The sequence below is a fragment of the Pseudomonas benzenivorans genome (assembly GCF_024397895.1).
Lineage (GTDB): Bacteria > Pseudomonadota > Gammaproteobacteria > Pseudomonadales > Pseudomonadaceae > Aquipseudomonas > Aquipseudomonas benzenivorans_A.
Genome location: NZ_CP073346.1, coordinates 1552869 through 1578492 on the forward strand (window position 1 = coordinate 1552869; position 25624 = coordinate 1578492).

Annotated in this window: 26 protein-coding genes and 1 pseudogene; 20 read left to right on the forward strand and 7 right to left on the reverse strand. The window is 67.5% G+C overall.

The window, feature by feature from the left end:
• Positions 1–10 precede the first annotated feature (10 nt).
• Complete coding sequence (gene purU / locus KDW96_RS07300) at positions 11–862, reverse strand: formyltetrahydrofolate deformylase (RefSeq protein ID WP_255839777.1); 852 nt, start codon at positions 860–862, stop codon at positions 11–13.
• A 342-nt stretch (positions 863–1204) separates the two neighbouring features.
• Here purU and mvaT point away from each other — a divergent pair, with 342 nt between their 5' ends.
• Complete coding sequence (mvaT, locus tag KDW96_RS07305; protein ID WP_255839778.1) at positions 1205–1579, forward strand: histone-like nucleoid-structuring protein MvaT; 375 nt, start codon at positions 1205–1207, stop codon at positions 1577–1579.
• Positions 1580–1992: 413 nt separating this feature from the next.
• Here the strand turns inward: mvaT and sbcB are convergent, their stop codons facing one another.
• Positions 1993–3420, reverse strand: coding sequence for an exodeoxyribonuclease I (gene sbcB, locus KDW96_RS07310; RefSeq protein WP_255839779.1), 1428 nt, complete (start codon positions 3418–3420; stop codon positions 1993–1995).
• Between the two features lie 168 nt (positions 3421–3588).
• Here sbcB and KDW96_RS07315 point away from each other — a divergent pair, with 168 nt between their 5' ends.
• From KDW96_RS07315 to KDW96_RS07345, 7 genes are all read left to right on the forward strand, one after another.
• Positions 3589–4350: a DUF975 family protein gene (locus KDW96_RS07315; protein WP_255839780.1), complete on the forward strand. Its 762-nt coding sequence runs from the start codon at positions 3589–3591 to the stop codon at positions 4348–4350.
• A 108-nt stretch (positions 4351–4458) separates the two neighbouring features.
• Positions 4459–5184 (forward strand): RDD family protein, encoded by a 726-nt coding sequence (locus KDW96_RS07320; protein ID WP_255839781.1) that lies wholly within the window; start codon positions 4459–4461, stop codon positions 5182–5184.
• Positions 5181–6161, forward strand: coding sequence for a stage II sporulation protein M (locus tag KDW96_RS07325; protein ID WP_255839782.1), 981 nt, complete (start codon positions 5181–5183; stop codon positions 6159–6161). Before KDW96_RS07320 ends, KDW96_RS07325 begins: the two co-directional genes overlap by 4 nt.
• Positions 6148–7719: a DUF4129 domain-containing protein gene (locus KDW96_RS07330; protein WP_255839783.1), complete on the forward strand. Its 1572-nt coding sequence runs from the start codon at positions 6148–6150 to the stop codon at positions 7717–7719. The genes KDW96_RS07325 and KDW96_RS07330 overlap by 14 nt, the downstream gene beginning before the upstream one ends.
• Positions 7716–8918 (forward strand): DUF4350 domain-containing protein, encoded by a 1203-nt coding sequence (locus tag KDW96_RS07335; RefSeq protein ID WP_255839784.1) that lies wholly within the window; start codon positions 7716–7718, stop codon positions 8916–8918. Before KDW96_RS07330 ends, KDW96_RS07335 begins: the two co-directional genes overlap by 4 nt.
• Positions 8915–9961, forward strand: coding sequence for an AAA family ATPase (locus KDW96_RS07340; protein ID WP_255839785.1), 1047 nt, complete (start codon positions 8915–8917; stop codon positions 9959–9961). The genes KDW96_RS07335 and KDW96_RS07340 overlap by 4 nt, the downstream gene beginning before the upstream one ends.
• Positions 9962–9983: 22 nt before the next feature.
• Positions 9984–11315: a DUF58 domain-containing protein gene (locus KDW96_RS07345; protein ID WP_255839786.1), complete on the forward strand. Its 1332-nt coding sequence runs from the start codon at positions 9984–9986 to the stop codon at positions 11313–11315.
• A 54-nt stretch (positions 11316–11369) separates the two neighbouring features.
• Here the strand turns inward: KDW96_RS07345 and KDW96_RS07350 are convergent, their stop codons facing one another.
• Entirely contained in the window at positions 11370–11657 is a 288-nt protein-coding gene (locus KDW96_RS07350) for a PA4642 family protein (protein WP_255839787.1), read from the reverse strand.
• 205 nt (positions 11658–11862) lie between these two features.
• Between KDW96_RS07350 and KDW96_RS07355 the strand changes: the two genes are divergently transcribed.
• Positions 11863–12537 carry a GntR family transcriptional regulator gene (locus KDW96_RS07355; RefSeq protein ID WP_370295440.1) on the forward strand — a complete coding sequence of 225 codons (675 nt, stop codon included), beginning with the start codon at positions 11863–11865 and terminating at the stop codon, positions 12535–12537.
• A gap of 14 nt (positions 12538–12551) precedes the next feature.
• Here KDW96_RS07355 and KDW96_RS07360 read toward each other — a convergent pair whose 3' ends face one another.
• The 3 genes from KDW96_RS07360 to KDW96_RS07370 all read right to left on the reverse strand — a co-directional run bounded on the left by KDW96_RS07360 (position 12552) and on the right by KDW96_RS07370 (position 14668).
• The gene (locus KDW96_RS07360; protein WP_255839789.1) at positions 12552–12893 is read right to left on the reverse strand and encodes an FKBP-type peptidyl-prolyl cis-trans isomerase; all 342 of its coding nucleotides are present in this window, start codon (positions 12891–12893) and stop codon (positions 12552–12554) included.
• Positions 12894–13013: 120 nt separating this feature from the next.
• Complete coding sequence (locus KDW96_RS07365; RefSeq protein WP_255839790.1) at positions 13014–13811, reverse strand: CHAD domain-containing protein; 798 nt, start codon at positions 13809–13811, stop codon at positions 13014–13016.
• A gap of 89 nt (positions 13812–13900) precedes the next feature.
• A complete protein-coding gene (locus KDW96_RS07370) occupies positions 13901–14668 on the reverse strand; it encodes a ParA family protein (protein ID WP_255839791.1) in 768 nt (255 codons plus the stop codon).
• Positions 14669–14860: 192 nt separating this feature from the next.
• On the opposite strand from KDW96_RS07370, the gene KDW96_RS07375 reads away from it, so the two are divergent.
• On the forward strand, positions 14861–15076 hold the full coding sequence (locus KDW96_RS07375) for a hypothetical protein (RefSeq protein ID WP_255839792.1): 216 nt from the start codon (positions 14861–14863) through the stop codon (positions 15074–15076).
• Here the strand turns inward: KDW96_RS07375 and KDW96_RS07380 are convergent.
• A pseudogene (locus tag KDW96_RS07380) lies at positions 15073–15462 on the reverse strand (GMC family oxidoreductase N-terminal domain-containing protein); the annotation flags it as partial. The gene KDW96_RS07375 and the pseudogene KDW96_RS07380 sit on opposite strands and share 4 nt — an antisense overlap.
• A 508-nt stretch (positions 15463–15970) precedes the next feature.
• Between KDW96_RS07380 and KDW96_RS07385 the strand changes: the two are divergent.
• The 10 genes from KDW96_RS07385 (at position 15971) to KDW96_RS07430 (ending at position 25518) form a co-directional block, all read left to right on the forward strand.
• Positions 15971–16906, forward strand: a complete 936-nt coding sequence (locus tag KDW96_RS07385) for a 4-hydroxyproline epimerase (protein ID WP_255839794.1) — start codon at positions 15971–15973, stop codon at positions 16904–16906.
• On the forward strand, positions 16903–18024 hold the full coding sequence (locus KDW96_RS07390) for an NAD(P)/FAD-dependent oxidoreductase (RefSeq protein ID WP_255839795.1): 1122 nt from the start codon (positions 16903–16905) through the stop codon (positions 18022–18024). The genes KDW96_RS07385 and KDW96_RS07390 overlap by 4 nt, the downstream gene beginning before the upstream one ends.
• Entirely contained in the window at positions 18021–18257 is a 237-nt protein-coding gene (locus tag KDW96_RS07395; RefSeq protein WP_255839796.1) for a (2Fe-2S)-binding protein, read from the forward strand. The genes KDW96_RS07390 and KDW96_RS07395 overlap by 4 nt, the downstream gene beginning before the upstream one ends.
• Positions 18254–19522 carry an NAD(P)/FAD-dependent oxidoreductase gene (locus tag KDW96_RS07400; protein ID WP_255839797.1) on the forward strand — a complete coding sequence of 423 codons (1269 nt, stop codon included), beginning with the start codon at positions 18254–18256 and terminating at the stop codon, positions 19520–19522. Before KDW96_RS07395 ends, KDW96_RS07400 begins: the two co-directional genes overlap by 4 nt.
• An 80-nt stretch (positions 19523–19602) precedes the next feature.
• Positions 19603–20358, forward strand: a complete 756-nt coding sequence (locus tag KDW96_RS07405) for an AraC family transcriptional regulator (RefSeq protein ID WP_255839798.1) — start codon at positions 19603–19605, stop codon at positions 20356–20358.
• 448 nt (positions 20359–20806) lie between these two features.
• Entirely contained in the window at positions 20807–21625 is an 819-nt protein-coding gene (locus KDW96_RS07410; protein ID WP_213639187.1) for an ABC transporter substrate-binding protein, read from the forward strand.
• Between the two features lie 72 nt (positions 21626–21697).
• A complete protein-coding gene (gene lhpI / locus KDW96_RS07415; RefSeq protein ID WP_255839799.1) occupies positions 21698–23470 on the forward strand; it encodes a cis-3-hydroxy-L-proline dehydratase in 1773 nt (590 codons plus the stop codon).
• Positions 23471–23473: 3 nt separating this feature from the next.
• Positions 23474–24139, forward strand: a complete 666-nt coding sequence (locus KDW96_RS07420; protein WP_213639189.1) for an amino acid ABC transporter permease — start codon at positions 23474–23476, stop codon at positions 24137–24139.
• A gap of 13 nt (positions 24140–24152) precedes the next feature.
• On the forward strand, positions 24153–24803 hold the full coding sequence (locus KDW96_RS07425; RefSeq protein ID WP_255839800.1) for an amino acid ABC transporter permease: 651 nt from the start codon (positions 24153–24155) through the stop codon (positions 24801–24803).
• The gene (locus KDW96_RS07430; protein ID WP_255839801.1) at positions 24796–25518 is read left to right on the forward strand and encodes an amino acid ABC transporter ATP-binding protein; all 723 of its coding nucleotides are present in this window, start codon (positions 24796–24798) and stop codon (positions 25516–25518) included. The genes KDW96_RS07425 and KDW96_RS07430 overlap by 8 nt, the downstream gene beginning before the upstream one ends.
• Positions 25519–25624 lie beyond the last annotated feature (106 nt).

Here is a 25624-nt window from a genome sequence, read left to right on the forward strand (position 1 = left end):
GCCAGCAAGCTCAGTCGAACACCACCGTCTTGTTGTCGTGCACCAGCACCCGGTCTTCCAAGTGATAGCGTAGCCCACGGGACAGCACCATCTTCTCCACATCCTTACCCAGGCGGACCATTTCCTCGACGCTGTCGCGGTGACTCACGCGCACCACGTCCTGCTCGATGATCGGCCCGGCATCCAGCTCTTCGGTGACATAGTGCGACGTAGCGCCAATCAGTTTCACGCCACGCATCGAAGCCTGGTGATAGGGCTTGGCGCCTACGAACGACGGTAGAAAACTGTGATGGATGTTGATCACCCGCTGAGAAAACTCGGCACAGAGTTGCGGAGGAAGAATCTGCATGTAGCGCGCCAGGACGATGGCATCGGCGCCATGGGCCTTGACCAGCCGCTCCACTTCGGCGAAGGCCGGTTGCTTGTTCTGCGACTCGACCGGTACATGGAAATAAGGAATGCCATGCCATTCGACCATGCTGCGCAACTCGTCATGATTGGAAATGACACAGGGAATATCGCAATCGAGTTCATTGCTGTGCCAACGGTGCAGCAAGTCGGCCAGGCAATGCGACTCACGGCTGGCCATCAGCACCACTCGCTTTTTCTGCGCCGAATCGGTAATCCGCCATTCCATGGAAAATTCCCGGGCTATCGGCGCAAAGGCCTGGCGCAGCCCCTCTAGTTCAAACGGCAAGGAGTCGGCGCGAATCTCATGGCGCATAAAGAACCACCCGCTCTGCGTATCCGAGTGGTGACTCGCCTCGGTTATCCAGCCGTTGTAGGTCGCCAGAAAATTACTGACCTTGGCCACGATACCGACGCGGTCCGGACAGGCGATGACCAGCCGAAAAGTGCGCATTAGAGACTCCAGAGTTTTTGCAAAGTCGGCCATTCTAGCCAGCGCGCAGGAAAACTGCAGTAGCCCGAAAGCAAAAGCCGACGTGGCTCAGCCGACTACCCCGCGACCGCCAATAACGCCGACGCGCTAGCGACTTGCAGGGTACTTTAGCGCCAGCCGATAAGACCCGGACTGCCCGAGCAATTACGCCCTGCGGCGCAGCCAAGAGTTAACGCCCGGCAAAAAGAACCCATAAATATGACGGTTTGTGACATTCATCAATAAACCAGTTTACTTGTGAAAAGTGCCTGACTATTATTACCGACACTTAGCCATCACCCAATTACGGATCAAGGTAAACCTATGTCGCTGATCAATGAATACCGCGCCACCGAAGAAGCCATCAAAGAGCTGCAAGAGCGCCTGAAGAACCTGTCGCAAGACGACAAGCTGAAGAAAGAGCTGGAATTCGAAGGCAAGCTGCGCACGCTGATGGGCGAATACCAGAAGTCCCTGCGCGACATCATTGCCCTGCTCGACCCGGAAGCCAAAGTCAGCAAAGCCGCCCGCACCGCCAAGCCGGCCGGTACCAAGCGCGCGCGCAAGGTGAAGCAGTACAAGAACCCGAACACCGGTGAAGTGATTGAAACCAAGGGTGGCAATCACAAGACGCTGAAAGAGTGGAAAGCCAAGTGGGGCGGCGATGTCGTAGAAAGCTGGGCCACCCTGCTGGGTTGATCACCGCGTCTACGTTGATTTTCAGCGCATAAAAGAACGCCAGCCGAGTTGGCGTTTTTTTATGGCCGCAGGATCAGCAATATCAACCGCCACTCGGCCATTCCCAAGCCAACTCACAACTCAAGTACGCCGGCGTAACGCGCCCCGGCGCACTTGCCGAGCGCAACTGAATTCGTCGTACGCCTGCCCTATCGGTTACCCAACTTCGCTCGCCCTGCGGTTGAGGCCACGTCCTACGGACACGTAGCAGCGCGACAAATAAAGGTGGACGCAAGAACCAATACAGCCGGCGACAATAGCGGCTCCCTGGTGCCCATCAGCCAAATAGTCTTTGCCCAGCAGCGCCGCGCCGCACGCACTCGAACTAGATTGCGGGCAAAACGCCGCCCCCATATCCGAGCACCCTCGATTCGTTAAAGCGTGTAGCGCTCCCGCAATTGCTGCGCGTAGTCCCGCCACTGGCACAACAGCGACTGCTGCTCCGGCGACGCCGTCGTGAACAGTTCGGCCACCGCCACCTCGAAACTTTCCAGGGTATTGGGCGCGCCGCATTCCGCGCGACTTAATCGTTGTTGACAGAACTCGCGCCAGCGCTGTTGCTCGGCCGCGGTCAAACTGGGGAAGAAATTTCGCGCGCGATAGCGGAACAACAACTCCGGCAAGCGCGCATCATCGAACGGCCAGCTTTGCGTTGCCAGGACTGACGGCTCGGCATTACGCACCTGCTCGCACAGACGCCGGTCGCGATCGCCAATAAACCCTTCATATAACTGCTGCTCCGGATCTTCGTTCGCGGCGAAGGTTTCTTCGCCGTAAACCAGGGCAAGTTTGTCCTGCCACTGCGCCTGAGTGTCCGCGAGCAGCTTGGCCCGGGCCTGGCACTCCGGCATATCCAACTGCAGGCGCTGAATATCTTCCTCGCGCAATACCTTGAGTGGCGCCACCACCGGACAACGGTTGATATGCAGCAACTTCAGCGGTACCGGTAGTTCACCCTCGGCCAATTGCTCGCGCCGGGTGTACAGGCGCTGGCGCAAGGTTTCTCCATCTTCGCCCAGCAAGGGTGCAGGATCGGCCTGCAGGTCGCAGACAATCAGGGCATTGCGATTGCGTGGGTGCCAGGCCAGCGGCAGAACCACCGACAGATAGTGGCGGGCGCCGGCGAAGCGCCCGGACACATGCACCAGCGGCTGCAGCAGGCGAACCTGATCGAGCACGCGCGGCTTGCTGCGCAGTTGATAGAGGTAGTCGTACAGCTTGGGCTGCTTGTCGCGCAGCAGACGCGCCAGGGCGATGGTCGCGCGCACGTCGGAAAGCGCATCGTGGGCCTGACCGTGGTCGATGCCGTTGGCCTGGGTCAGGCGCTCCAGCTTGAGGCTGACGCGGCCCTCCTCCTGAGGCCAGACGATGCCCTCCGGTCGCAAGGCATAGGCCGTGCGCACCAGGTCGATCAGGTCCCAGCGACTGTTGCCGCCCTGCCATTCACGGGCATAGGGGTCGAAGAAGTTGCGGTAGAGGCTGTAGCGGGTGACCTCATCGTCGAAGCGCAGGCTGTTGTAGCCGGCGCCACAGGTGCCGGGCTGGGCCAGCTCGGCGTGCACCCGGGTCATGAACTCGGCTTCGCCCAGGCCCTGTTGCGCCAGGCGCCCCGGGGTGATGCCGGTGACCAGGCAGGCGGCCGGGTGGGGCAGGATGTCGTCGCTGGGCTGGCAGTAGATGTTCAGCGGCTCGCCGATTTCCCGCAGTTGCTCATCGGTGCGAATGCCGGCGACCTGCAAGGGCCGATCACGCCGCGGGTCGATGCCGGTGGTTTCGTAGTCGTACCAGAAGATGGAAGTCACGTGCTTTTCCCGAGTCGGTGGCCGCGGCAGTCTAGCATCCAGCCCGGCGTGGATTGGCGGCGCAGACACTTGCTCCAGTACGCAGCCGGCCTGGCCGGCGTCTTGCCGGCAGCGGGCCGACACAGCTAGAGTGGCCACTTGACCCACTCTTGTGCACAAGGATGTCCCATGAGCGAAACCATCAGCTCCAACCCCTACGCTGCGCCGACCAGCGAATTGCAGGAACCGAGCCGCGACGATCAGGTGCCGACCATCGAAGAAGCCCTGAGTCGCGGCTATGACTTTCGCATCGGCGAATTGCTCGGCGAATCCTGGCGCTTGGTCAAGGGCACCAAGGGCATCATCATCGGCGGTGCGCTGGTGTTCTACGGGGTGATGCTAGTCGCCTCCCTGCTCCTGGGGGGTGCGTTCGGCGTTCTCGGCTTGTTCAGCGCGGGCTCAGCTGGCGCCGTGGTCGGCGAGCTGGTCTTCGGCATCTTGGCTACCGCCTTGGCCTACCCCTTCATGGCCGGTGTCAGCATGGTCGGCATTCGCCGCGCCGCCGGCCAGCCACTCAACTTCAACGAAATCTTCAGCCACTTCGGTCGGGCAGCTCCGGTATTCGTCACGGCGCTGATCATGACCGTCCTGTTTTATGTGGGTACGCTTCTGCTCATTATTCCGGGCCTGTATCTCGGCGTGGCCTATGCACTGGCCATTCCGCTGGTGGTGGAGCGCGGCCTGTCGCCCTGGCAGGCTCTGGAAGCATCGCGCAAGGCGATCACCCAGCACTGGTTCAAGGTCTTCGGCCTGTTCCTGCTGCTCGCTCTGATTTTCATGGTCAGCGCCATTCCCCTGGGCATCGGCCTGGTCTGGAGCATGCCGCTGTTCGTGGTGGCCATGGGCGTGCTCTACCGCACCATTTTCGGTGTATTGCCGCCCCCTCAGTAGCGAGCGGCGCCCCGACCAACGCCCCAAGACACCGGGCCCGCCACCGAGTCCGGTTGCTTACCCGCCTGCTGCTGGCTAGCATCGGGCTTTCTTCGACGCAGTCTGCCGATGCCGCTCTTCTCCGCCACTTGCCCACCCGCCGCGCACAGGCCGCCGCTGGATACCCGTTACCCGGTGGAAACGCCGGAAGGCATCGACCTGAACCTGCGCCCCGCCGGCCTGGTGCCGCGCGCCCTGGCGTTCAGCATCGACCTGGCGATCCGCGGTCTGCTGCTGGCCGCCCTGTTCATCCTCCTCGGCCTGCTCGGCCAGTTCGGCATGGGCCTGGCGACCATCCTGCTGTTCCTGGTGACCTGGTGGTACATGGTGCTGTTCGAGGTGCTCAACCAGGGTCGCTCACCCGGCAAGCAGCTGCTCGGCCTGCGCGTGGTGCACGACGACGGCACCCCGGTCGGCTGGGCCGCCTCGCTGACCCGCAATCTGCTGCGCGTCGTCGACCTCCTGCCGTTCGCCTATACCCTGGGCATCCTCAGTTGTCTCAATCACCCGGCCTTCAAACGTCTCGGCGACCTCGCCGCCGGCACCCTGGTGGTCTACCGCGACACACCGCCGGCGCCGCGCAGCCTGCCGCACGCCGAGCCCGTGCCGGCACCCATCGGCCTCAGCCTTAGCGAACAACGTGCCCTGCTGGCGTTCGCCGAGCGCGCCGAGCAGTTGTCCAGCGCCCGCCGGGGCGAACTGGCGGCCCTGCTCGCCGAACCGCTGCAGGTGCCGCCGGAGCAGGCCGAACAGCGGCTCCATGGCATCGCCCGCGGCCTGCTGGGGCCGACATGAAGCAGAGTCAGTTCGAGCTTCGCCATCAGGCCGACTGGCAGACCTTCGCCACCCTGCTCGAGGCACTCGAGCGCGACAAGGCCGACCCGCAGCAGTGCCGCGGCTTCGCCGCCGCCTATCGGCGCCAGTGCCAGCACCTGGCCCTGGCACAGGCGCGTGGCTACAGCAGCCAGCTGGTCGAGCAGCTGCAACAGCAGGTGATGCGCGGACACCAGCAGTTCTACCGTCACCGCAGCCCGCTCGGCGCGCAGCTGCTCGGTTTCCTGCTCGGCGGCTTTCCGCGCCTGGTCCGGGCCGAATGGCGCTGCGTGCTGGCGGCCAGTTTGCTGTTCTTCGGCAGCCTGCTGGGCATGGGCATGCTGGTCTATCTGTTCCCGGATCTGGTCTACAGCCTGGTCGCCCCGGAGCAGGTGGCCGGCATGGAGCGCATGTACGATCCGGACGCCAGTCGCCTGGGGCGTTTCGGCGAGCGCGACTCCGGCGACGACTGGATGATGTTCGGCTTCTACATCATGAACAACATCGGCATCGCCTTTCAGACCTTCGCCAGCGGCCTGCTGCTGGGCCTCGGCAGCCTGTTCTTCCTGCTGTTCAACGGCCTGATGATCGGCGCGGTGGCCGGTCACCTGACGCAGATCGGCTACGGCCAGACCTTCTGGTCCTTCGTCATCGGCCACGGCGCCTTCGAGTTGACCGCCATCGCCCTGGCCGGGGCCGCCGGCCTCAAGCTCGGCTGGGCGCTGCTCGCCCCGGGCCGTCTGCCGCGCAGCGATGCCCTGCGCCGGGCCGCCGCGGGCGGCGTACGCCTGGTTGGCGGGGCCACCCTGTTTCTCCTGCTGGCAGCCTTCATCGAGGCCTACTGGTCGTCGATGACCCTGGCCAGCGCCCCGCTCAAGTACGCGGTCGGCGCGGCGCTCTGGCTGTTGGTGCTGGCCTACCTGTTACTCGCGGGACGAGGTGGCCATGCGCCTGACTGACGCCAGCGTGACGATCCGCCCGCGCCCCGCCTGGGAGGCACTGGACCTCGGCGTGCTGCTCGCCCGCCGCCATGCCGGGCTGCTGATGGCCAGCTGGGCCCTGGTGACCCTGCCGATCTTCGCCCTGCTGTGCGCGCTGCTGTGGGAGCACCCCGGCTGGGCCATTCTCGCCTTCTGGTGGCTGAAGCCGGCCTTCGAGCGCCTGCCGCTGTACATCCTCGGCCGCGCCCTGTTCGGCGATACGCCGACCCTGCAGCAGGCCCTGAAGGCCTGGCCCGGCCTGCTCAGACCGCAGCTGCTGGCCAGCCTGACCTGGCGCCGCCTCAGCCCCAGCCGCAGCTTCGACCTGCCGGTGCTGCAGCTCGAAGGCCTGGCCGGCCAGACACGCAGCGCACGCCTGGCGGTGCTGGGACAGCGCGATGCGTCGGCGGCGACCTGGCTCACCCTGGTCGGCGTGCACCTGGAGATGGCGTTATGGCTGGGTCTGATCGGCCTGTTCTACCTGCTGCTGCCCCAGCAGATCGAACTGGATTGGGGCTGGCAGAGCCTGATCCAGGCCAGCGCCAGCGACTGGCTGTGGCTGGAACACCTGTCCAACCTGCTCTACGCCCTGGTGCTGGTGCTCTGGGAGCCAATGTATGTGGCCTGCGGCTTCAGCCTCTACCTCAACCGCCGCACCGCCCTGGAAGCCTGGGACATCGAGCTGACGTTCCGCCGGTTACGCCAGCGCCTTACCGGCGCGGCCTACGCGCTGATCCTGGGCCTGGGACTGGTTCTGGCCCAGGCGCCGGGCCCGGCGCTGGCGGCCGACACCAGCAGCTGTGCGCTGCCAGCGGAAGATCCCCATGGTCCCGAGGCGCCACGCCTGCTCAAGCAGCCGCTGAGCAGCCAGGGCGCCCAGCAAAGCATCGGCCAGCTGCTGGATGCACCGCCCTTCGAACACCGCGAGACCGTCACCCGCTGGCGCCTGGGCGAGGCCGAGCCGGCCGAGCAAGGGAATGATCTGGACCTCCAGGCGCTGCTCGAACAGTTGCGCAAGCTGGTCGAGTACTGGCAGCACCTGGACAGCCTCGCGCTGTTCTTCGAGGTCCTGCTGTGGGCCTGTCTGTTCGGCCTGTTGCTCATGCTGGTGCGCCGCTACCGCGACTGGCTGGGCGCCTTCGTCGGCCGTCCGGGCGCCGCGCCGCGGGCCGCAGCGGCACCCCCGAGCCAGTTGTTCGGCCTGGAAGTCACGCCGCAAAGCCTGCCGGCAGACGTGCCCGGCGAGGTCGAGCGGCTCTGGGCCGAACAGCCCCGCGCAGCCCTGGGCCTGCTCTACCGCGCCCTGCTCAGCCGCCTGCTGCACGACTACCGCGTGCCGCTGAACAGCGCCCACACCGAAGCCGAGCTGCTCCAGCTGGTTCACCAGCTGGAGCAGGAAGACGTGGACGATTTCAGCCGCACGCTGATCCACCACTGGCAGAACCTCGCCTACGGCCATCGCCTACCGCCGGACGAACTCAGGGTGCAACTGTGCGACGCCTGGCGGCGCCTGTTCGCCGGCGAGGTGCGAGCATGAGCCGGCGCCGCCAGTTCCTCCTCGGCGCCGCGCTGTGCCTGCTGCTCGGCCTGCTGGCCCTTTATCTGCTGGGGCGCCTGGAGCCCTACCAACAGACGATCGAGCACGGCCCGGCGCCCGAGGCCAGGGTCAACCCCTACCTGGCCGCCGAACACTTCCTGCGCCGCCAGGGCCTGCAGGTGCAGCGTGCCGACGGCCTGCAGCTGCTGCCGGAGCTGCCCAGCGCTGGCCAGACCCTGCTGCTGCTCGGCGATCGACAGCACATGAGCCCGCGCCAGGCCGAGCGCCTGCTCGACTGGGCGGCCAAGGGCGGGCACCTGCTGTTCGTCGCCGAGCGCCTGTGGGACGAGAAGGCCGGCGCCAGCGGCGACCTGCTGCTCGACCGCCTCGGCATCCAGCAATACCAGAGCGACGCGCTCGACGCCGAAGACAGCTCAACCGAAGACGCCGCAAGCGACCCGGCGGCGGAGCCCTTGGACGAGGCCAATCGCTACCCGCAGCTGACCCAGCTGTATCTGGAGAACGAGCACGCGCCGGCCTATATCGGCTTCGATACCGGCTTCCACCTGTACGACGCGCAGAACCGCGCCCATGCTTGGGCCAACGGCGGCGAAGCCACGCACATGCTGCAGCTGTATCACGGCGACGGCCTGGTCACGGTGCTGAGCGACGCCTGGATCTGGCGGAACGACCGGATCGCCCGATACGACAACGCCTGGCTGCTCTGGTACCTGAGCCAGGACAGCGCCGTGACCCTGCTCTACCGGGCCGAGCGCGATGACCTGCTGAGCCTGCTGCTGCGACACTTCCCCCAGGCCCTGGTCGCCCTGGCCCTGCTGCTCGCCCTGGCTCTGTGGCATGTCGGTATGCGCCAGGGCCCGCTGCAGCTGCCGGCCAGCCTGGCACGCCGGCAGCTGCGCGAACACCTGCGTGGCAGCGCCGATTTCCTTCTCCGGCGCGACGGCCAGCACAGCCTGCTGCAGGGCCTGCAGCAGGATATCCAGCGCCGCGCGCGCCAGCGTCACCCCGGATTCGAACGCCTCGGCGTGGCCGAACAATGGCAGGTGCTCGCTCGCCTGAGCCGCCTGCCATCGCGCGCCATCAGCCAAGCCATGCGGCCGCCGCCCCAGCAGCGCCTGACCGCCGCCGACTTCACCCGTCAGGTCGCCCACCTGCAACTCCTCAGGAATACCCTATGAGCGAATACACGCCCGACCAACCGAGCAGCCCGGCCACCGCCCCCACCGCAGCCCCCACGCCGAGCGCCCCGGCCAACCCGGCGCCGCAGCGCCAGCGCGCCAGCCAGCTGGTCCAGGCCCTGCGTCTGGAGCTGCAGAAGGCGCTGATCGGCCAGGGCGAGGTGATCGACGATGTGCTCACCGCCCTGATCGCCGGTGGCCACGTGCTGATCGAGGGCGTTCCCGGTCTCGGCAAGACCCTGCTGGTGCGCGCCCTGGCCCGCTGCTTCGGCGGCGAGTTCGCGCGCATCCAGTTCACCCCGGACCTGATGCCCAGCGACGTCACCGGCCATGCCGTGTACGACCTGGCCAGCGAACAGTTCAAGCTGCGCAAGGGGCCGGTGTTCACCAATCTGCTGCTGGCCGACGAGATCAACCGGGCCCCGGCCAAGACCCAGGCGGCGCTGCTGGAAGTGATGCAGGAGCGCCAGGTCACCCTGGAGGGCCGTGCCCTGGCGGTGCCGCTGCCGTTCATGGTGCTGGCCACCCAGAACCCGATCGAACAGGAGGGCACCTACCCGCTGCCCGAGGCGGAGCTGGACCGTTTCATGCTCAAGCTGCGCATGGACTATCCCGAGCAGGACGAGGAAATGCGCATGGTGCGCCAGGTCGCCCGGTCGACCAAGGCCGACATGCTCGAGGTCACCGCCCTGCGCACCCTGCTGCAGGCCAAGGACGTTCAGGCCATCCAGAAGATCGCCAGCGACCTGCCGATCGACGATCAGGTACTCGACTACGCCGTGCGCCTGGCCCGTGCCACCCGCAGCTGGCCGGGGCTGGCCATCGGCGCCGGCCCCCGCGCCTCGATCGCCCTGGTGCGTGGCGGGCGCGCCCGCGCCCTGCTGCGCGGCGGCGACTTCGTGGTGCCCGACGACATCAAGGGCTGCGCCCTGGCCGTGCTGCGCCACCGCGTGCGCCTGGCGCCGGAGCTGGATATCGAAGGCCTGTCGGTCGACCAGGTGCTGCGCCAGTTGCTCGACCAGGTGGCGGCGCCGCGCCTATGAGCGACTCCAACACGGGTGAAGCATGAAGCCGTCGCGCCTGCTGCTGGCCCTGCTCGCCAGCCTGTTCGCCCTGGCCCTGCTGCTCGGCGCCCTGCACGCCCTGGCGATCCCGCTGCCCGCCACCCTGCAGGCGCTCTGGTGGGGCCTGCTGCTGGTGCTGTTTGGCGTGGCGCTGGTCGACGCCCTGCGCCTGCGCCGCCTGCCCTCGCCACAGCTCGAGCGCCAGTTGCCGGGCAATCTGCCGCTGGGGCGCTGGCACGAGGTGCACCTGTGCCTGCACCACGACTATCCCCGTTCGCTGCAGCTGGAGCTGTTCGACCACGTCCCCGCCGGCATGGCCGTCGAGCACCTGCCCCAGCGCGTCATGCTGCATCCCGGCCAGCTGACCCGCGTCGCCTACCGCGTGCGCCCGCTGCAGCGCGGCCACTTCCATTTCCCCCTGTGCGAAATCGGCCTGCCCAGCCCCCTCGGCCTGTGGCGCGCGCGGCGCCACCTGGCGCTGGCTGGTGAAACCCGCGTCTACCCGTACTTCGCCCGCCTCTACGGCGCCCAGCTGATGGCGGTGGACCACTGGCTCAGCCAACTCGGCGTGCGCCAGCATCAGCGCCGCGGCCTGGGCCAGGAGTTCCACCAGCTGCGCGAGTTCCGCGACGGCGACAGCCTGCGCCAGATCGACTGGAAGGCCACCGCGCGCAAGCGCACACCGATCGCCCGCGAGTACCAGGACGAGCGTGACCAGCAGATCGTCTTCCTGCTCGATTGCGGCCGGCGCATGCGCAGCCAGGACGGCGAACTGGCGCACTTCGACCACGCCCTCAACGCCAGCCTGCTGCTCAGCTACGTGGCGCTGCGCCAGGGCGACGCGGTGGGCCTGGCGACCTTCGCCGTGGAGCACGGGCGCTTCCTGGCGCCGGTCAAGGGTGCGGCGCAGCTCAAAGTCTTGCTCAATGCCGTGTACGACCTCGAGACCAGCGGCCAGCCGGCCGACTTCGCCGCCGCCGCCGACCTGCTGCTCAGCCGCCAGCGGCGCCGCGCCCTGGTGGTGCTGGTGACCAACCTGCGCGACGAGGACGACGACGAGCTGCTGACCGCGGTCAGGCGTCTGGGCCGCCAGCACCGGGTGCTGATCGCCAGCCTGCGCGAGGAAGTGCTCGACAGCCTGCGCCAGGCACCGGTGGAGGATTTCGAGGGCGCCCTGGCCTACTGCGGCACCGTGGACTACCTCAATGCCCGCGCCCGTCTGCACGAGCGCCTGGCCGCACACGACGTGCCGGTGCTCGATGCCCGACCCAGCGAGCTGGGCCCACAGCTGGTCAGCCGCTACCTGGCCTGGAAAAAGGCCGGGACGCTCTAGACCGCGCAGAAAAAAGCCCGCGACTGGGCGGGCTTTCTTATCGTCGGCGCTGATTCAGCGGCGGGCGGCCTTGATCACCTCGATATAGGGTTCGGCCTGGCGCTGATCCTGGATCAGGTCGATGAAGTCGTTGCCCTGCTCGTCCTTGGCCTCGAGGTCGTAGCCGGCCTCGACGAAGAAGCCGACGAAACGCTCGAAGTCGTCGATGCGCAGGCCGCGGTAGGCCTTGATCAGTTTGTGCAAGGAAGGCGGCGTGGCATCGGCCGGCTCCACCGCGAGAAACAGTTTGATCGACTCTTCACCGATCTCTTCGCCAATCACCTGCTTCTTGTCTTTGCGCATCGTTCACTCCAGCTAACCAGGCCACACGGGGCCGGCAGTGTACCTCCGCCACGCCCAGGTGCTCAACGCATCCGCCCACCCATCGGCCAATCCCCGGTACAGTTTGAAACGGCGCTCACTGCGGGTTGATGGCGGGCGCACGGCGCGCGGGGCCTCGTATACAATATCCGCAACCATGACCCTAAGCGGGGACTCGCCCTTGCCACTGCCCAGTTTCAACGCGCCCAACCTCGGCGTCACCCCGACCGCCTCGGAGATCATCACCAAGCACCTGCGCGAGGCGATCATCGGCGGCCACTTCGCCGAAGACGAACCGATCCGCCAGGACGACGTGGCGCGCCTGTTCAACGTCAGCAAGATCCCCGTGCGCGAGGCGCTCAAGCGCCTGGAAGCCGAGGGACTGGTGATGTTCCAGCGCAACAAGGGCGCGGTGGTGACCAGGATATCCGAACCCGAGCTGGCGCAGATCTTCGAGGTGCGGGTGCTGCTGGAGGTCCAGGCGATCCGCCTGGCGGTGCCGAACATGACCGAGGAAACCTTCGCCCGCGCCGAACGCATCTGCCAGGAGTTCGTCGGCGAGACCGACATCGGCCACTGGGCCGAACTGAACTGGAAGCTGCACGCCTGCCTCTACGAACCGGCGCAACGGCCGTTCCTGGTCAACCTGATCCGCTCGATCCACGACAAGGTCGAACGCTACCTGCGCATGCAGATGAGTCTGTCCGAGGGCAAGGACCGCGCCGACCAGGAGCATCGCGAAATACTCGCCGCCTGCCGTGCCGGCGACGCCGACAAGGCCGGCGAACTGATCGAGCAGCACATCATCGGTGTCTGCCGCACCCTCTACGAGCACCTGCCGAACCCGCCGACACCCAGCTGACGGCTCGCGGGCGCTCAGTCGTCCCGCGTCAGCACTTCGAGCAGTTCGATCTCGAAGATCAGGTTGGAATTGGCCGGGATGTGCTCGCCGATCTTGCGTTCGCCATAGGCCAGGTGGGCCGGCACGAACAGCCTGCGCTTGCCGCCGACGCGCATGCCCATCAAGCCCAGATCCCAGCCCTGGATCACCCGCCTGGTGCCGATCACGCACTGGAACGGCTTGCCGCGGTCATAGGAGGAATCGAACGTGGTCCCGTCCTCCAGGTAGCCGCGGTACTGGGTGGTGATCAAGGCCCCCTTGACCACCGCCTTGCCCTCGCCCACCAGGATGTCTGTCACCTGCAGTTCTCTGCTCATCGCTCACTCTCGTTAATCTGGGCCGGCTTCTGGCTGGCCAATCGGGCAGCCTTTTCCCAGAAAAGCGCTCGACTGACAAGGGGCCTGGTTGGCACATGGCCCTCAGACGGCGCAGCACGCTCACAGGTTGCCCTTCGTGCGGCGCCTGTCCTTGGCCTTGGCCGCCAAGGCATCGGTGAGCAGTAGCAGCTTGCCCTCGGCCTTTTGTAGCGCCTCGACAGCCTCGCTCTTCCATTGCTCGCGCAGCGGTTGCAGGTCCGCTTCCTGGCTGGCCCTCAGGCACCACTGATAGCGGTCGTGCCAACGGCCCAAAGCCCCTTGCACGGCCTTGAGGGCCAGCACGCCGTCGGCCGAGATGGGCGAATGCTGCGGATAGGCCTCCTGGGCGTAGCGGTTGCGCTTGACCAGCAAGCGCAGTCGATGCGGGTCATGCTGCGGATCGGCCAGGGCATCCTGCAGGCGCACCTTCAGTTTTCCCAGGCGCTTGTTGAGCAACCCGTCCAGTCGGCGCAACTCGCCCTGGCGCTGCGCCAGGCGCAGATCCGCCGGCCATGCCGCCAGGCGGTCGAACAGCTGCTGCAGCACCGGGCTGCGCAGTATTTCCTCGTGGCTGGCCATCAAGCGCGCCGCTCTGCTGCTGGCAGGCGCGAGCAGGCCGCGTTTGCGCAGCTGCTCGATCAGCACCTCCAGGTCACGAGCCGGCGTGGTCAACTCGCCGACGGCGGCGGCAGCCTGCTCCAGTGCGACCACGCCCTCTTTGCCACGCAAGGGCCTGAGCAGACTGCGCAGGCGCCGCACAGCGATGCGCAGGTCATGCAGGGCTTCACCGTCGGTGCCCGCCTCGAGCCGCGCGCGGGCGTGATAGAGCGCGGTTTCCAGTCGCAGGACGTGGGCGACGATGGCGTCGGCTAGGGACATTGCATTCTCGCGGCGAGGTGACTCTCAGCGCAGAATAGCCGAAGCCGGGACGCCGCCTAATCTTCCCCGAGATTGACTGCCAGCCTCGCTCAACCTTCCAGCAGATTGAACAGTGCTCGGAACTGTTGCGTCAGCCTGTGCCGGGGCGCCAGGTGGATCAATGGTTTGCACAGGTGGTGTGACTCGCCCATCTTCGCCGAGCTCATCAGGTAGATGGGCAGCAATGGCAGGCCCTCGCCGAGCAGTTCCTCGACCAGCTGGCCGGGCAATGCCGCGCGGGACTGGAACTGATTGACCACGATGCCCTCGAGCGTCAGGCGCTCGTTGTGGTCGGACTGGATTTCCTCGATTTCCCCGAGCACCTCATAGAGCGTCTGGCGGGAAAAACTGTCGCAGTCGAAGGGGATCAGGCAGCGGTCGGCGGCGATCAGCGCCGAAAGGCTGTAAAAGTTGAGACCCGGCGGGGTATCCAGGTAGATCCGCTCGTAGTCCGGCGCCAGGCGCTCGAGCAGCTTGCCGAGCTTGCGCACCTTGTAGCGTGCCTCCAGCCTGGACTGCAGCTCGCGCAACTCCGCCGAGGCGGCGACCAGGTGCAGATTGGCGAACGGGGTTTCGTGCACCTGGACGCGCGGTTTTTTCTTCTGCGGCCCGGCGGCCAGCGTCTGTTTGAAGAAATCGGCGATGCCGGTGGGGACTGCGGTCGCGGTCAGTCCGGTCAGGTACTGGGTCGAATTGGCCTGGGCATCCAGGTCCACCAGCAGGGTGCGATACCCCTCTGCGGCGCTGATGGCCGCCAGGTTACAGGCGATACTGGACTTGCCCACTCCGCCTTTCTGGTTGAACACCACGCGCCGCATCCGATCCTCCAAGCAATCTTCGAGCTGGAAGTCTAACGGCTGAATGTGGCAATCGCGGTATTTTGCGCAGCGGTGTCCGGCAATGGGGCTGGGCCGATCGGGCTGGCGTGCACCCCGGCAACGGCGACGGTGCCATCAAAAGGTAACAAGGCCGCTCTAGAGTGCCCACTCCAACTCAGGAGGACCACCCAGGTGAGCCGAGCAACCCGACACATCTGCAAGACGCTGGACCTGGTCGCCGCCAATAACGAGGCGGCGGCCATCGCCGTGATGCGCGCCGCCGAGCGCATCGGCGATGAGTTGCTCAGGCAACAGCTGCTCAACGTGATCCACCGTCTGAACCAGGACGCCACCCAGCTGCGACTGACCCGGGACGACATCGCCGGGCAGGCTCTGAAGCGCGCCTAACCCCGCGACGGCCCCTGTTCCCCCTGGCTGTCCTCCCAGCCCGGGGCGACATAGGCCGGCACATCCAGCGGTTCGAGCAGCGCCTTGCCGAGAATATGATCGGCCGCCTTCTCGCCGATCATGATGGTCGGGGCATTGATGTTGCCGTTGCTCACCGTGGGCATGATCGAGGAGTCCACCACGCGCAGGTTGTCGATACCGGACCGCATCAGCAGCCTCGGCGAATTGAAGGCACTGGCGCTGAGGATCACCTGGCGCCGTGCCTGGACGCGAAGGGTCTTGCCCTTCTGACGGTACTCGACGCCGACGGCGCGCTTGCCTTCCAGCACCACCCGGGTGGTCAGGGCACGCATCTGCAACCGCAGATTGGGCCTGGCCAGGGCCGGCTTTTCGAGCACCAGCACCTGGTGCGTGCCACCGGCGCTGAGGCGGTCGGCCAGTACCGCGCCCGCCGAGTCGGTGAAGAACATGGTCCACAGGGCGAATGCCACGATGCCGATGGCCGACCCGAAGAAGACCATCGGATTGATCCGGTCCTTCCGCTCGTCAGCAGACGCTTCAACGCCTTCAGATTCCTTCGACATGCCTTGCTCCTGCTGGGACCCACGCCAGAAGAACCGTGCATGAGTCGGCGACTGGGCGAGAAAACGGGGAGAAATGGCGGCTATCGGCAGCGATAGAGAGGCCTGCGGCACAGCCAGCCAATAGCTGAAACGATAGACAGGATTCCCCAACGCGGCCGCAGGCCCGGCGGTGCGCAAGCGCAGCGGCTACCTGGGGCTCGCCGCGGCGACTGTGCCGGTTTCGTCATTTACCGCCACGAAAGCCATCAAGCCTGAACGCCACAAAAGCGCCAGGCTTGCAGCAACCCATCCCGCACAGGTAATCGCCCCCATGAAGCGCATCCACGTCATCGACTCCCACACCGGCGGCGAACCGACCCGCCTGGTGATCGACGGCTTCCCCGAGCTGGGCCGGGGCAGCATGCTCGAGCGCCGCCAGCGCCTGGCCGAGCGCCACGACGACTGGCGCACCGCCACCGTGCTGGAGCCGCGCGGCAGCGACGTGCTGGTCGGTGCGCTGCTGTGCGAGCCGGTCGACCCCAGCGCCTGCGCCGGGGTGATCTTCTTCAACAACACGGGGTATCTCGGCATGTGCGGCCACGGCACCATCGGCCTGGTCGCCTCCCTGGCCCACCTGGGCCGCATCCAGCCCGGCCTGCACCGCATCGAGACGCCGGTCGGCACCGTCGAGGCGACCCTGCACGCGGACTGCTCGGTCAGCGTGCGCAACGTGCCCGCCTACCGCTACCGCCAGGCGGTGTCCCTGGAAGTGCCGGGCCACGGCAAGGTCACCGGCGATATCGCCTGGGGCGGCAACTGGTTCTTCCTGATCGCCGAACACGGCCAGCGCGTCGCCGGCGACAACCTGGAGGCGCTGACTGCCTACACCTGGGCCGTGCGCCAGGCCCTGGAGGCCCAGGGCATCCGCGGCGAGGACGGCGGCGAGATCGACCATATCGAGCTGTTCGCCGACGACCCCGAGGCCGACAGCCGCAACTTCGTTCTGTGCCCCGGCAAGGCCTACGACCGCTCGCCCTGCGGTACCGGCACTAGCGCCAAGCTGGCCTGCCTGGCCGCCGACGGCAAGCTGGCGCCCGGCGCCCTGTGGCGCCAGGCCAGCGTGATCGGCAGCCAGTTCGAGGCCAGCTACCAGTGGCAGGACGCGCGCCGCATCATCCCGACCATCCGCGGCCGCGCCCACATCAGCGCCGAAGCCACCCTGCTGCTGGAGGACGACGATCCCTTCGCCTGGGGCATCCGCGGATGAATGCCGAGGTCATCGTCATCGGCGCCGGCATCGTCGGCAGCGCCTGCGCCCATGAATTCGCCCGCCGTGGCCTGGATGTGCTGGTGCTTGACAGCCAGCGCGGCGGCGCCACCGGGGTGGGCATGGGCCACCTGGTGGCGATGGACGACAGCCCGGCGGAACTGGCCCTCAGCCGCTACTCCATCGAGCTGTGGCGCCAATGGGCGCCGCAGCTCGACGCCGACTGCGCCTACAGCAACTGCGGCACCCTGTGGCTGGCGGCCAACCGCGAGGAGCTGCAGGCGGCCGAACACAAGCGCGAGGTCCTCGGCGCCCAGGGCATTGCCTGCGAGATGCTCGACGCCGAGGCCCTGCACCGGGCCGAGCCAATGCTGCGCCGGGATCTGGCCGGGGCGCTGAAGGTCAGCGGCGACAGCATCGTCTATGCGCCGAACGCCGCACGCTGGCTGCTCGCCCAGGGCGGCGGACGCATCCAGCTGCGCCACGCGCAGGTCGGCGAAGTCGACGGCAACCGCGTGCGCCTGGCCGGCGGCCAATGGCTGCAGGCCCAGTTCGTGGTGCTGGCAGGTGGCATCCACGCCAGCGAGCTGTGCCCGGAGTTGCCGGTCCGCCCGAAGAAGGGCCACCTGCTGATCACCGACCGCTACCCCGGCCGTATCCACCACCAACTGGTCGAGCTGGGTTACGCCGCCAGTGCCCACGCCAACAACGGCACCTCGGTGGCCTTCAACGCCCAGCCGCGGCCGACCGGGCAGATCCTGCTCGGCTCTTCGCGCCAGTTTGACAGCCTCGATCCCCAGGTCGAGGGGCCGGTGCTGGCGCGCCTGCTGCGCCGCGCCCTCGACTACCTGCCGGCGCTGGCCGGGATGAACGCCATCCGCAGCTGGACCGGCTTTCGCGCCGCCACCCCGGACGGCCTGCCGCTGCTCGGCCAGCATCCGCAGCAGGCCGGCCTGTGGCTGGCGGTCGGCCACGAGGGCCTCGGCGTCACCACCGCGCCGGGCAGTGCCCGGCTGCTCGCCGCCCAGCTGTTCGGCGAGCGCCCGGCCATCGACCCCGCCCCCTACCGCCCCGAGCGCTTCGTCCACACCACCGTTCCTCTGGAGCCAGCCCCATGATCGAACTCAACCTCGATGGCCAGACGATCCGGGTACCCGCCGGCAGTACCGTCGCGGCCGCCCTGTATCTGGGCGGCGACGGTTGCAGCCGCACCGCGGTCGGCGGCCAGCGCCGCGCGCCACTATGCGGCATGGGCGTGTGCCAGGAGTGCCGGGTCAGCATCGACGGCCAGCGCCGCCTGGCCTGCCAGACCCTGTGCCAGCCCGGCATGCGGGTGGAGACCCGGCCATGACCCGCGACTTCGACCTGCTGATCATCGGCGCCGGCCCCGCCGGCATGGCCGCGGCCCTGGCCGCCGCGCCCAGCGGCGCACGCATCGGCCTGATCGACGACAACCCGGCGCCCGGCGGGCAGATCTGGCGCGACGGCGTGCTGGCCCAGCTGCCGGCCATCGCCCGGCACTACCGCGAGGCGTTGGCGGCGGCGGGCAATATCCAGCTGTTCCACTCGACCCGGGTAGTGGCCATCGCCGGCCCGCACCGGCTGCTGCTGGAAGATGACACCTGCGCCTGGTGCGCTCGTTATTCCAAGCTGATCCTCTGTACCGGCGCCCGCGAACTGCTGCTGCCCTTTCCCGGCTGGACCCTGCCCGGGGTGACCGGCGCCGGCGGCCTGCAGGCCCTGATCAAGGGCGGCGTGCCGGTGGCCGGCGAGCGCCTGGTGATCGCCGGCAGCGGCCCGCTGCTGCTGGCCAGCGCCGCCACCGCCAAAAAGGCCGGCGCCCGGCTGCTGCGCATCGTCGAGCAGGCGCCATTCGCCGCCTTGAGCGCCTTCACCCTGCAGCTGCCGCGCTGGCCGGGCAAGCTGCTGCAGGCCGCCCAACTGTTCGATCGCCATTACCGCAGCGCCAGCTTCGTGCTGGCCGCTCTCGGCAACGAGCGCCTGGAAGGCGTGCGCCTGAGCCAGGGCGGCAAGGTGGTGGAAATGGCCTGCGAGCGCCTGGCCTGCGGCTTCGGCCTGATTCCCAATACCCAGCTGGGCCAGGCCCTGGAGTGCCGCCTCGACGGCCAGGCCATCGCCGTGGATGACTGGCAGGCCTGCAGCCGGGACGGCCACTACGCCGCCGGCGAATGCACCGGTTTCGGCGGCAGCGAACTGGCCCTGGTCGAGGGCGCCATCGCCGGTCATGCCGCGGTCGGCGAGCGGGCCGCGGCCCGCGCCCTGTGGCCGCGACGTCGCCGATGGCAGGCCTTCGCCGGGCAACTCGGCCGGCATTTTGCCCTCGATGCGAGGCTCAAGCAGCTGGCGAATGCCGACACCCTGGTGTGCCGCTGCGAGGACGTGGCCTACGCCGAAGTCGCCGGGCGCAGCGGCTGGGTCGATGCCAAGCTGCACAGCCGCTGTGGCATGGGCGCCTGCCAGGGCCGTATCTGTGGCGGCGCCACCCGGTTCCTGTTCGACTGGCCGGCGCCGACACCGCGTCCGCCCTTTTCGCCGACGCGCATCGACAGTCTGGCGCAGCTGGCCGAAGCGGCCGAGGATGCGCCGCTTCCCTGAAGGCGCCAGCGCACCTTAGAGTAGGGCCGCGGCCGCCGTGGCAGCCGCAGCCCTCTGCCCTGCCCGGACCCAGCCGACCCATGTTGTTCGATGCCCTGCCACTGCCCACCCCAGAGGATCTGCCCGAACTGCTCGGCAGCCTGCAGCAGATCGCCCCCCTGCTCGATGCCATGCCGGACCTGGTGTTCTTCATCAAGGACACCGAGGCGCGCTACGTGCTGGTGAACCAGACCCTGGTCCAGCGCTGCGCCCTGAAGGAGCGTCAGGCGCTGCTCGGCATGACCGCCGAACAGGTCTTCCCCTCGCGCTTCGGCCCGCTCTACACCGAGCAGGATCGTCGCGTGCTGGAGAGCGGCAGCCAGCTCAGCGACCAGCTGGAACTGCACCTCTACCCCGGCCGCCAGCCAGGCTGGTGCCTGACCCACAAGCTGGCCCTGCGCAACCGCGACGGCGCCATCATCGGCATGGCCGGCATCTCCGCCGACCTGCAGGCGCCCCAGGCCAGCCACCCGGCCTACCAGAAGCTGGCGGCGGTCGACGCCCATATCCGCCAGCACTATGCCCAGCCCATTGCGGTGAAGGATCTCTGCGCCATCGCCGGGTTGTCCGTCGCCCAGCTGGAACGCCTGTGCAAGCGCATCTTCGGCCTCAACCCCAGGCAGATGATCCACCGCGCACGCCTGGGCGCCGCCTCCCGGTTGCTGACCGGCGAGCGGCCGATCACCGAGATCGCCCTGCGCTGCGGCTACACCGACCACAGCGCCTTCAGCCGCCAGTTCAAGGCCCTCACCGGCCTCTCTCCCAGCCAGTACCGCGAGCGCCAGCGCAGCCCGTAGGTTGCGCCGCGCCCACCAGCCAGCACGCACCCCGGCGGCAAATGGTGCGCATGGCGCACCCTACTCAGAGCAACCGCATGTAATCGGGCGATAGATGATGGCGAGGCGGCCCCGGAGCTTTGTCGTCGTTTCGTCGACTGTTACCCCGTGTCGCCCAAGGGTGCGGTTCTACCCACCCTGCTTCCTTCTGTGACACCACCGCCCCCTTCTGCGCCACTACGGCTGTCCCGTTCGCGCCAGACAGCGATCCCGGCGACCTCAGCGTTGTCAGCTGCGACATGCATGAACAGCGGGCTGCAGCTCGACAGCCGGCGCCCCGTGACAGCCCCTACTCGCCGAGGTCGAGCATTGGCACAGCCAGTGCATATAAAATATCGTATACGAAATCATCTACACGAAAGACGATATCCACATAAACCGCTCGACCCCACCCGACCACGAGGCCCCTATGAAAAAACCAACAACTGCCGTAGCCCTCACCGCTGTCCTGAGCGCCGCCCTGATCGGCCAGGCCCAGGCCGACAAACTCGACGACATCATCGAGTCCGGCAAGCTGCGCTGCGCCGTGACCCTGGACTTCCCGCCCATGGGCTTCCGTGACGAAGGCAACAACCCCGCCGGCTTCGACGTCGACTATTGCGCCGACCTGGCGAAGATCCTCGGCGTCACCCCGGAGGTGGTGGAGACCCCCTTCCCGGACCGCATCCCGGCGCTGATCTCCGGCCGCGCCGACGTCATCGTCGCCTCCACCTCCGACACCCTGGAACGGGCCAAGACGGTCGGCATGACCGTCCCCTACTTCGCCTTCCAGATGGTCGTGCTGACCCGCGACGACAGCGGCATCAACAGCTACCAGGACCTCAAGGGCCGCCCGGTCGGCAACACCAGCGGCACCTACGAGGCCATCGCCCTGGAAAAAGACGTGAAGAGCTGGGGCGGCGGCAGCTTCCGCGCCTACCAGAGCCTCAACGACACCATCCTCGCCGTCACCCAGGGGCATATCGATGCCACCGTGGTGACCAACACCGTCGCCGCCTCGACCCTCAAGTCCGGCAAGTACAAGGGCCTGAAGATTGCCGGCGACGCGCCCTACACCATCGACTACGTGTCCCTGGCGGCCAAGCGCAACGAGTACGGCCTGCTCAACTACATGAACCTGTTCATCAACCAGCAGGTGCGCACCGGTCGCTACCAGGAACTGTGGAACAAGTGGGTCGGCGAGCAGGTCACCCCGGCCAACCTGGCCGTACCGGGCGTGTACTACTGAGTGGCGCAACGCCCGCGTTGAACCCAAACCCACCAATCGACGTGCGGCCCCCGGGCCGCACGGGAGCTACAGATGCCTGAACTGTCGATACACGCGCGCAGCCTGGTTGCCGGCGACGCCCAAGGCGACCTACTGTACGCCGATGTTGGCTTGAGCTTCTGGGGCGGGGTCGACCCCTTCAGCGGCGAGGTGATCGATCGCCATCACCCCTTGAGCGGCCAGATCATTGCCGGCCGCGTGCTGGCGCTCCCCAGCGGGCGCGGCTCCTGTACCGGCAGCAGCGTGCTGCTGGAACTGATTCTCAACGGCCACGCCCCCGCCGCCCTGGTGGTGGCGCAGCCCGAGGAAATTCTCAGCCTGGGCGCGCTGGTGGCCCAGACCCTGTTCGAACGCGGCCTGCCCGTGGTCTGCGTCGGCGAAGAGGCCTTCGCCTGCCTGCGCGACAAGCACTACGTGCGCATTGCCGACGGCCAGGTCCAGGCCTTCGATCTGCCCCCCGATGACGGCTGGCGACCGGCGCCGCCGGACCTGGCCCGGCAGCTTGCCCGCCGCAGTGGCGTGGCCCTGAACGACGGCGACCGCGCCCTGCTCGAGGGCAGGCACGGCAAGGCCGCCCAGGTGGCCATGCAGATCGTCCTGCAGATGGCCGAGCTGCAGGGTGCCACTGAACTGATCGATATCGCCCAGGCGCATATCGATGGCTGCATCTATACCGGCCCGGCCAGCCTGCGCTTCGCCCGCCAGTTGCTGGACTGGGGCGCGGCGGTGCGGGTGCCGACCACCCTCAACGCCATCTCCGTGGACCAGCGCCGCTGGCGCGCCCAGGACATCGATCCGGCCTTCGGCGAACCGGCCAGCGCCCTGGGCGATGCCTACATGGCAATGGGCGCGCAGATGAGCTTCACCTGCGCGCCCTACCTGCTGGACAGCGCGCCGTCGGCGGGCGAGCAGGTGGTCTGGGCCGAGTCCAACGCGGTGGTGTACGCCAACAGCGTGCTGGGCGCCCGCACCCAGAAGTACCCGGACTACCTGGACATCTGTATCGCCCTGACCGGCCGCGCGCCCCTGACCGGCTGTCACCTGGAGCAGGGCCGGCGCGCCACCCTGCTGGTCGAGGTGCCGGCGCCGGCAGGCCTGGACGATGCCTTCTATCCGCTGCTGGGCTACCACATCGGCGCCCTGGCCGGCAGTCAGATCCCGGTGATTGCCGGACTGGAGCGAAGCGCACCGAGCCTGGATGACCTCAAGGCCTTCGGCGCGGCCTTCGCCACCACCTCGGCGGCGCCGATGTTCCACATCGTCGGCGTGACCCCGGAGGCCGCGACCGCCGAGCAGGCCCTGGGCGGCGAGCCGGCGCGACAGACCGTGCGCCTCGGCCGGCAGGACCTGCTCGCCAGCTGGCGCGAGCTGAACAGTGCCGACAGCCCCGAGCTGGGCCTGGTGTCGCTGGGCAACCCGCACTTCTCCCTGAGCGAATGCGCCACCCTCGCCCGCCTCTGCCAGGGCCGCCGCAAGCACCGCGAGGTGGCCCTGGTGATCACCTGCGGCCGCCACGTGCACGAACAGGCCCGCCAGGCCGGCCACGTCGCCGCGCTGGAGGCCTTCGGCGCGCAGTTCGTCACCGATACCTGCTGGTGCATGCTCGGCGAGCCGGTGCTGCCGGTGACGGCCAAGACCCTGATGACCAACTCCGGCAAATACGCCCACTACGCCCCGGGCCTGGTCGGCCGCAAGGTGCATTTCGCCGGTCTGGCGGCCTGCGTCGAGGCCGCCTGCAGCGGCCAGGCCAGCGGCGAGCTGCCGGCCTGGCTGAACCCGGCCACCCCCTGCCAAGGAGCCGCTTGAGCCATGTTCGACTACAGCTTCCATTGGCGCTCGGCCTTCAAGGCGCTGCCCGACATGCTCGGCGGCGCCTGGGTCACCTTCGAGACCGCCGCCCTGTCGATGATCTTCGGCGTGCTGATCGCCCTGTGCCTGACCCTGATGCGGCAGACGAGCAATCCGCTGACCCGTGGCTTCGCCGAGGCCTGGGTCTCGGTGGCGCGCAACACGCCGTCGCTGTTCCAGATCTACCTGCTGTACTTCGGCCTGGGCTCCTTCGGCCTGCACATCAGCTCCTGGGCCGCGCTGCTGGCCGGGATCACCTTCAACAACGCCGGCTACCTGGCGGAGAACTTTCGCGGCGGCCTCAAGGCCGTGCCCGATACGCAGATGCGCGCGGCCCGCTCCCTGGGCATGAGCGCGTTCAAGGCCTACCGCCTGATCATCGTGCCGCAGCTGCTGCGCATCGTCTTCTACCCGCTGACCAACCAGATGGTCTGGGCGGTGCTGATGACCTCCCTGGGGGTCATCGTCGGCCTCAACAACGACCTCACCGGCGTCACCCAGGACTACAACGTGAAGACCTTCCGCACCTTCGAGTACTTCGCCCTGGCGGCCGTCCTCTACTACCTGATCGCCAAAGCCATCGTGCTGACCGCCCGCCTGCTCGGCTGGCGCCTGTTCCGCTACTAGGAGAGCACCGGCCATGTTCGTCACCAGCCTTACCTCGACCGACCTGCTGTACCTCGCGCAGGGCGCCTGGACCACCATCCTGCTGACCCTCGGCGCGATGTTCCTGGGCACCCTAGGCGGCGTGCTCTGCGGCCTGCTGCGGGCCACCCTGCCGCGCGCCACCCTGCCCCTGGCCTGGCTGCTGGACGTGTTCCGCAGCGTGCCGCTGCTGATCCAGTTCGTCCTGTTCAACTCGCTGAAAAGCATCGCCGGCCTCGACTGGAGCGCCTTCAGCGTCGCCTGTGGGGTGCTGGGTATCTATGCCGCCGCCTACTGCACCGAGATCGTGCGCAGTGGCGTGCTGGCCGTGTCGCCCAACGTGCGCCGCGCCGCCCGCTCGCTGGGCCTGAACTACTGGCAGGACCTGCGTCATATCGTCCTGCCCATGGCCACCCGGGTGGCCTTTCCGGGCTGGCTGAACCTGACGCTGTCGGTGATGAAAGACACCGCCCTGGTCATGTGGATCGGCATCGTCGAGCTGCTGCGCGCCTCGCAGACCATCGTCACACGCATACAGGAGCCGCTGCTGGTGCTGTGCATCGCCGGGCTCATCTACTACTTCATCAGCCTGGTGGTGGCTCGCCTGGGTAACCAACTGGAGAAAAGGTGGCAGGAAAATGATTGAGATCGACAACGTACACAAATCCTTCGGCGACCTGGACGTGATCAAGGGCGTCAGCCTGACCGTGGACAGGGGCGAGGTGGTGTCCATCATCGGCGGCTCGGGCTCGGGCAAGTCGACCCTGCTGATGTGCATCAACGGCCTGGAGTCGATCAAGCAGGGCAGCATCCGCGTCGACGGCACCGAGGTCCACGCCAAGGCCACCGACCTCAACAAGCTGCGGCAGAAGATCGGCATCGTGTTCCAGCAGTGGAACGCCTTCCCCCACCTGACCGTGCTGGAGAACGTCATGCTGGCGCCGCGCAAGGTGCTCGGCCAGAGCCGCCAGGAGGCCGAGGCCATGGCGGTCAAGCAGCTCACCCACGTGGGCCTGGGCGACAAGCTCAAGGTGTTTCCCGGCAAACTCTCCGGCGGCCAGCAGCAGCGCATGGCCATCGCCCGCGCCCTGGCCATGTCGCCGGACTACATGCTGTTCGACGAGGCCACCAGCGCCCTCGACCCGCAGCTGGTCGGCGAGGTGCTCGACACCATGCGCCTGCTCGCCGAGGAAGGCATGACCATGGTCCTGGTGACCCACGAGATCAGCTTCGCCCGCGAGGTGTCCGACCGCGTGGCGTTCTTCCGCAACGGCCTGGTGCACGAGATCGGCACGCCCGAGCAGGTGCTGGGCAACCCGCAGCGGGCGGAGACCGCCGACTTCCTCAAGTCCGTGCTCTAGTGCGCGGCCTCGGAATCATCGTGGCGAAGGCTCCGGCTCGTAGGGTGCGCCGTTCGCACCGGCATCCGGTCGTCGGTGGCGCGCACGGCGCGCCCTACACAGGCCA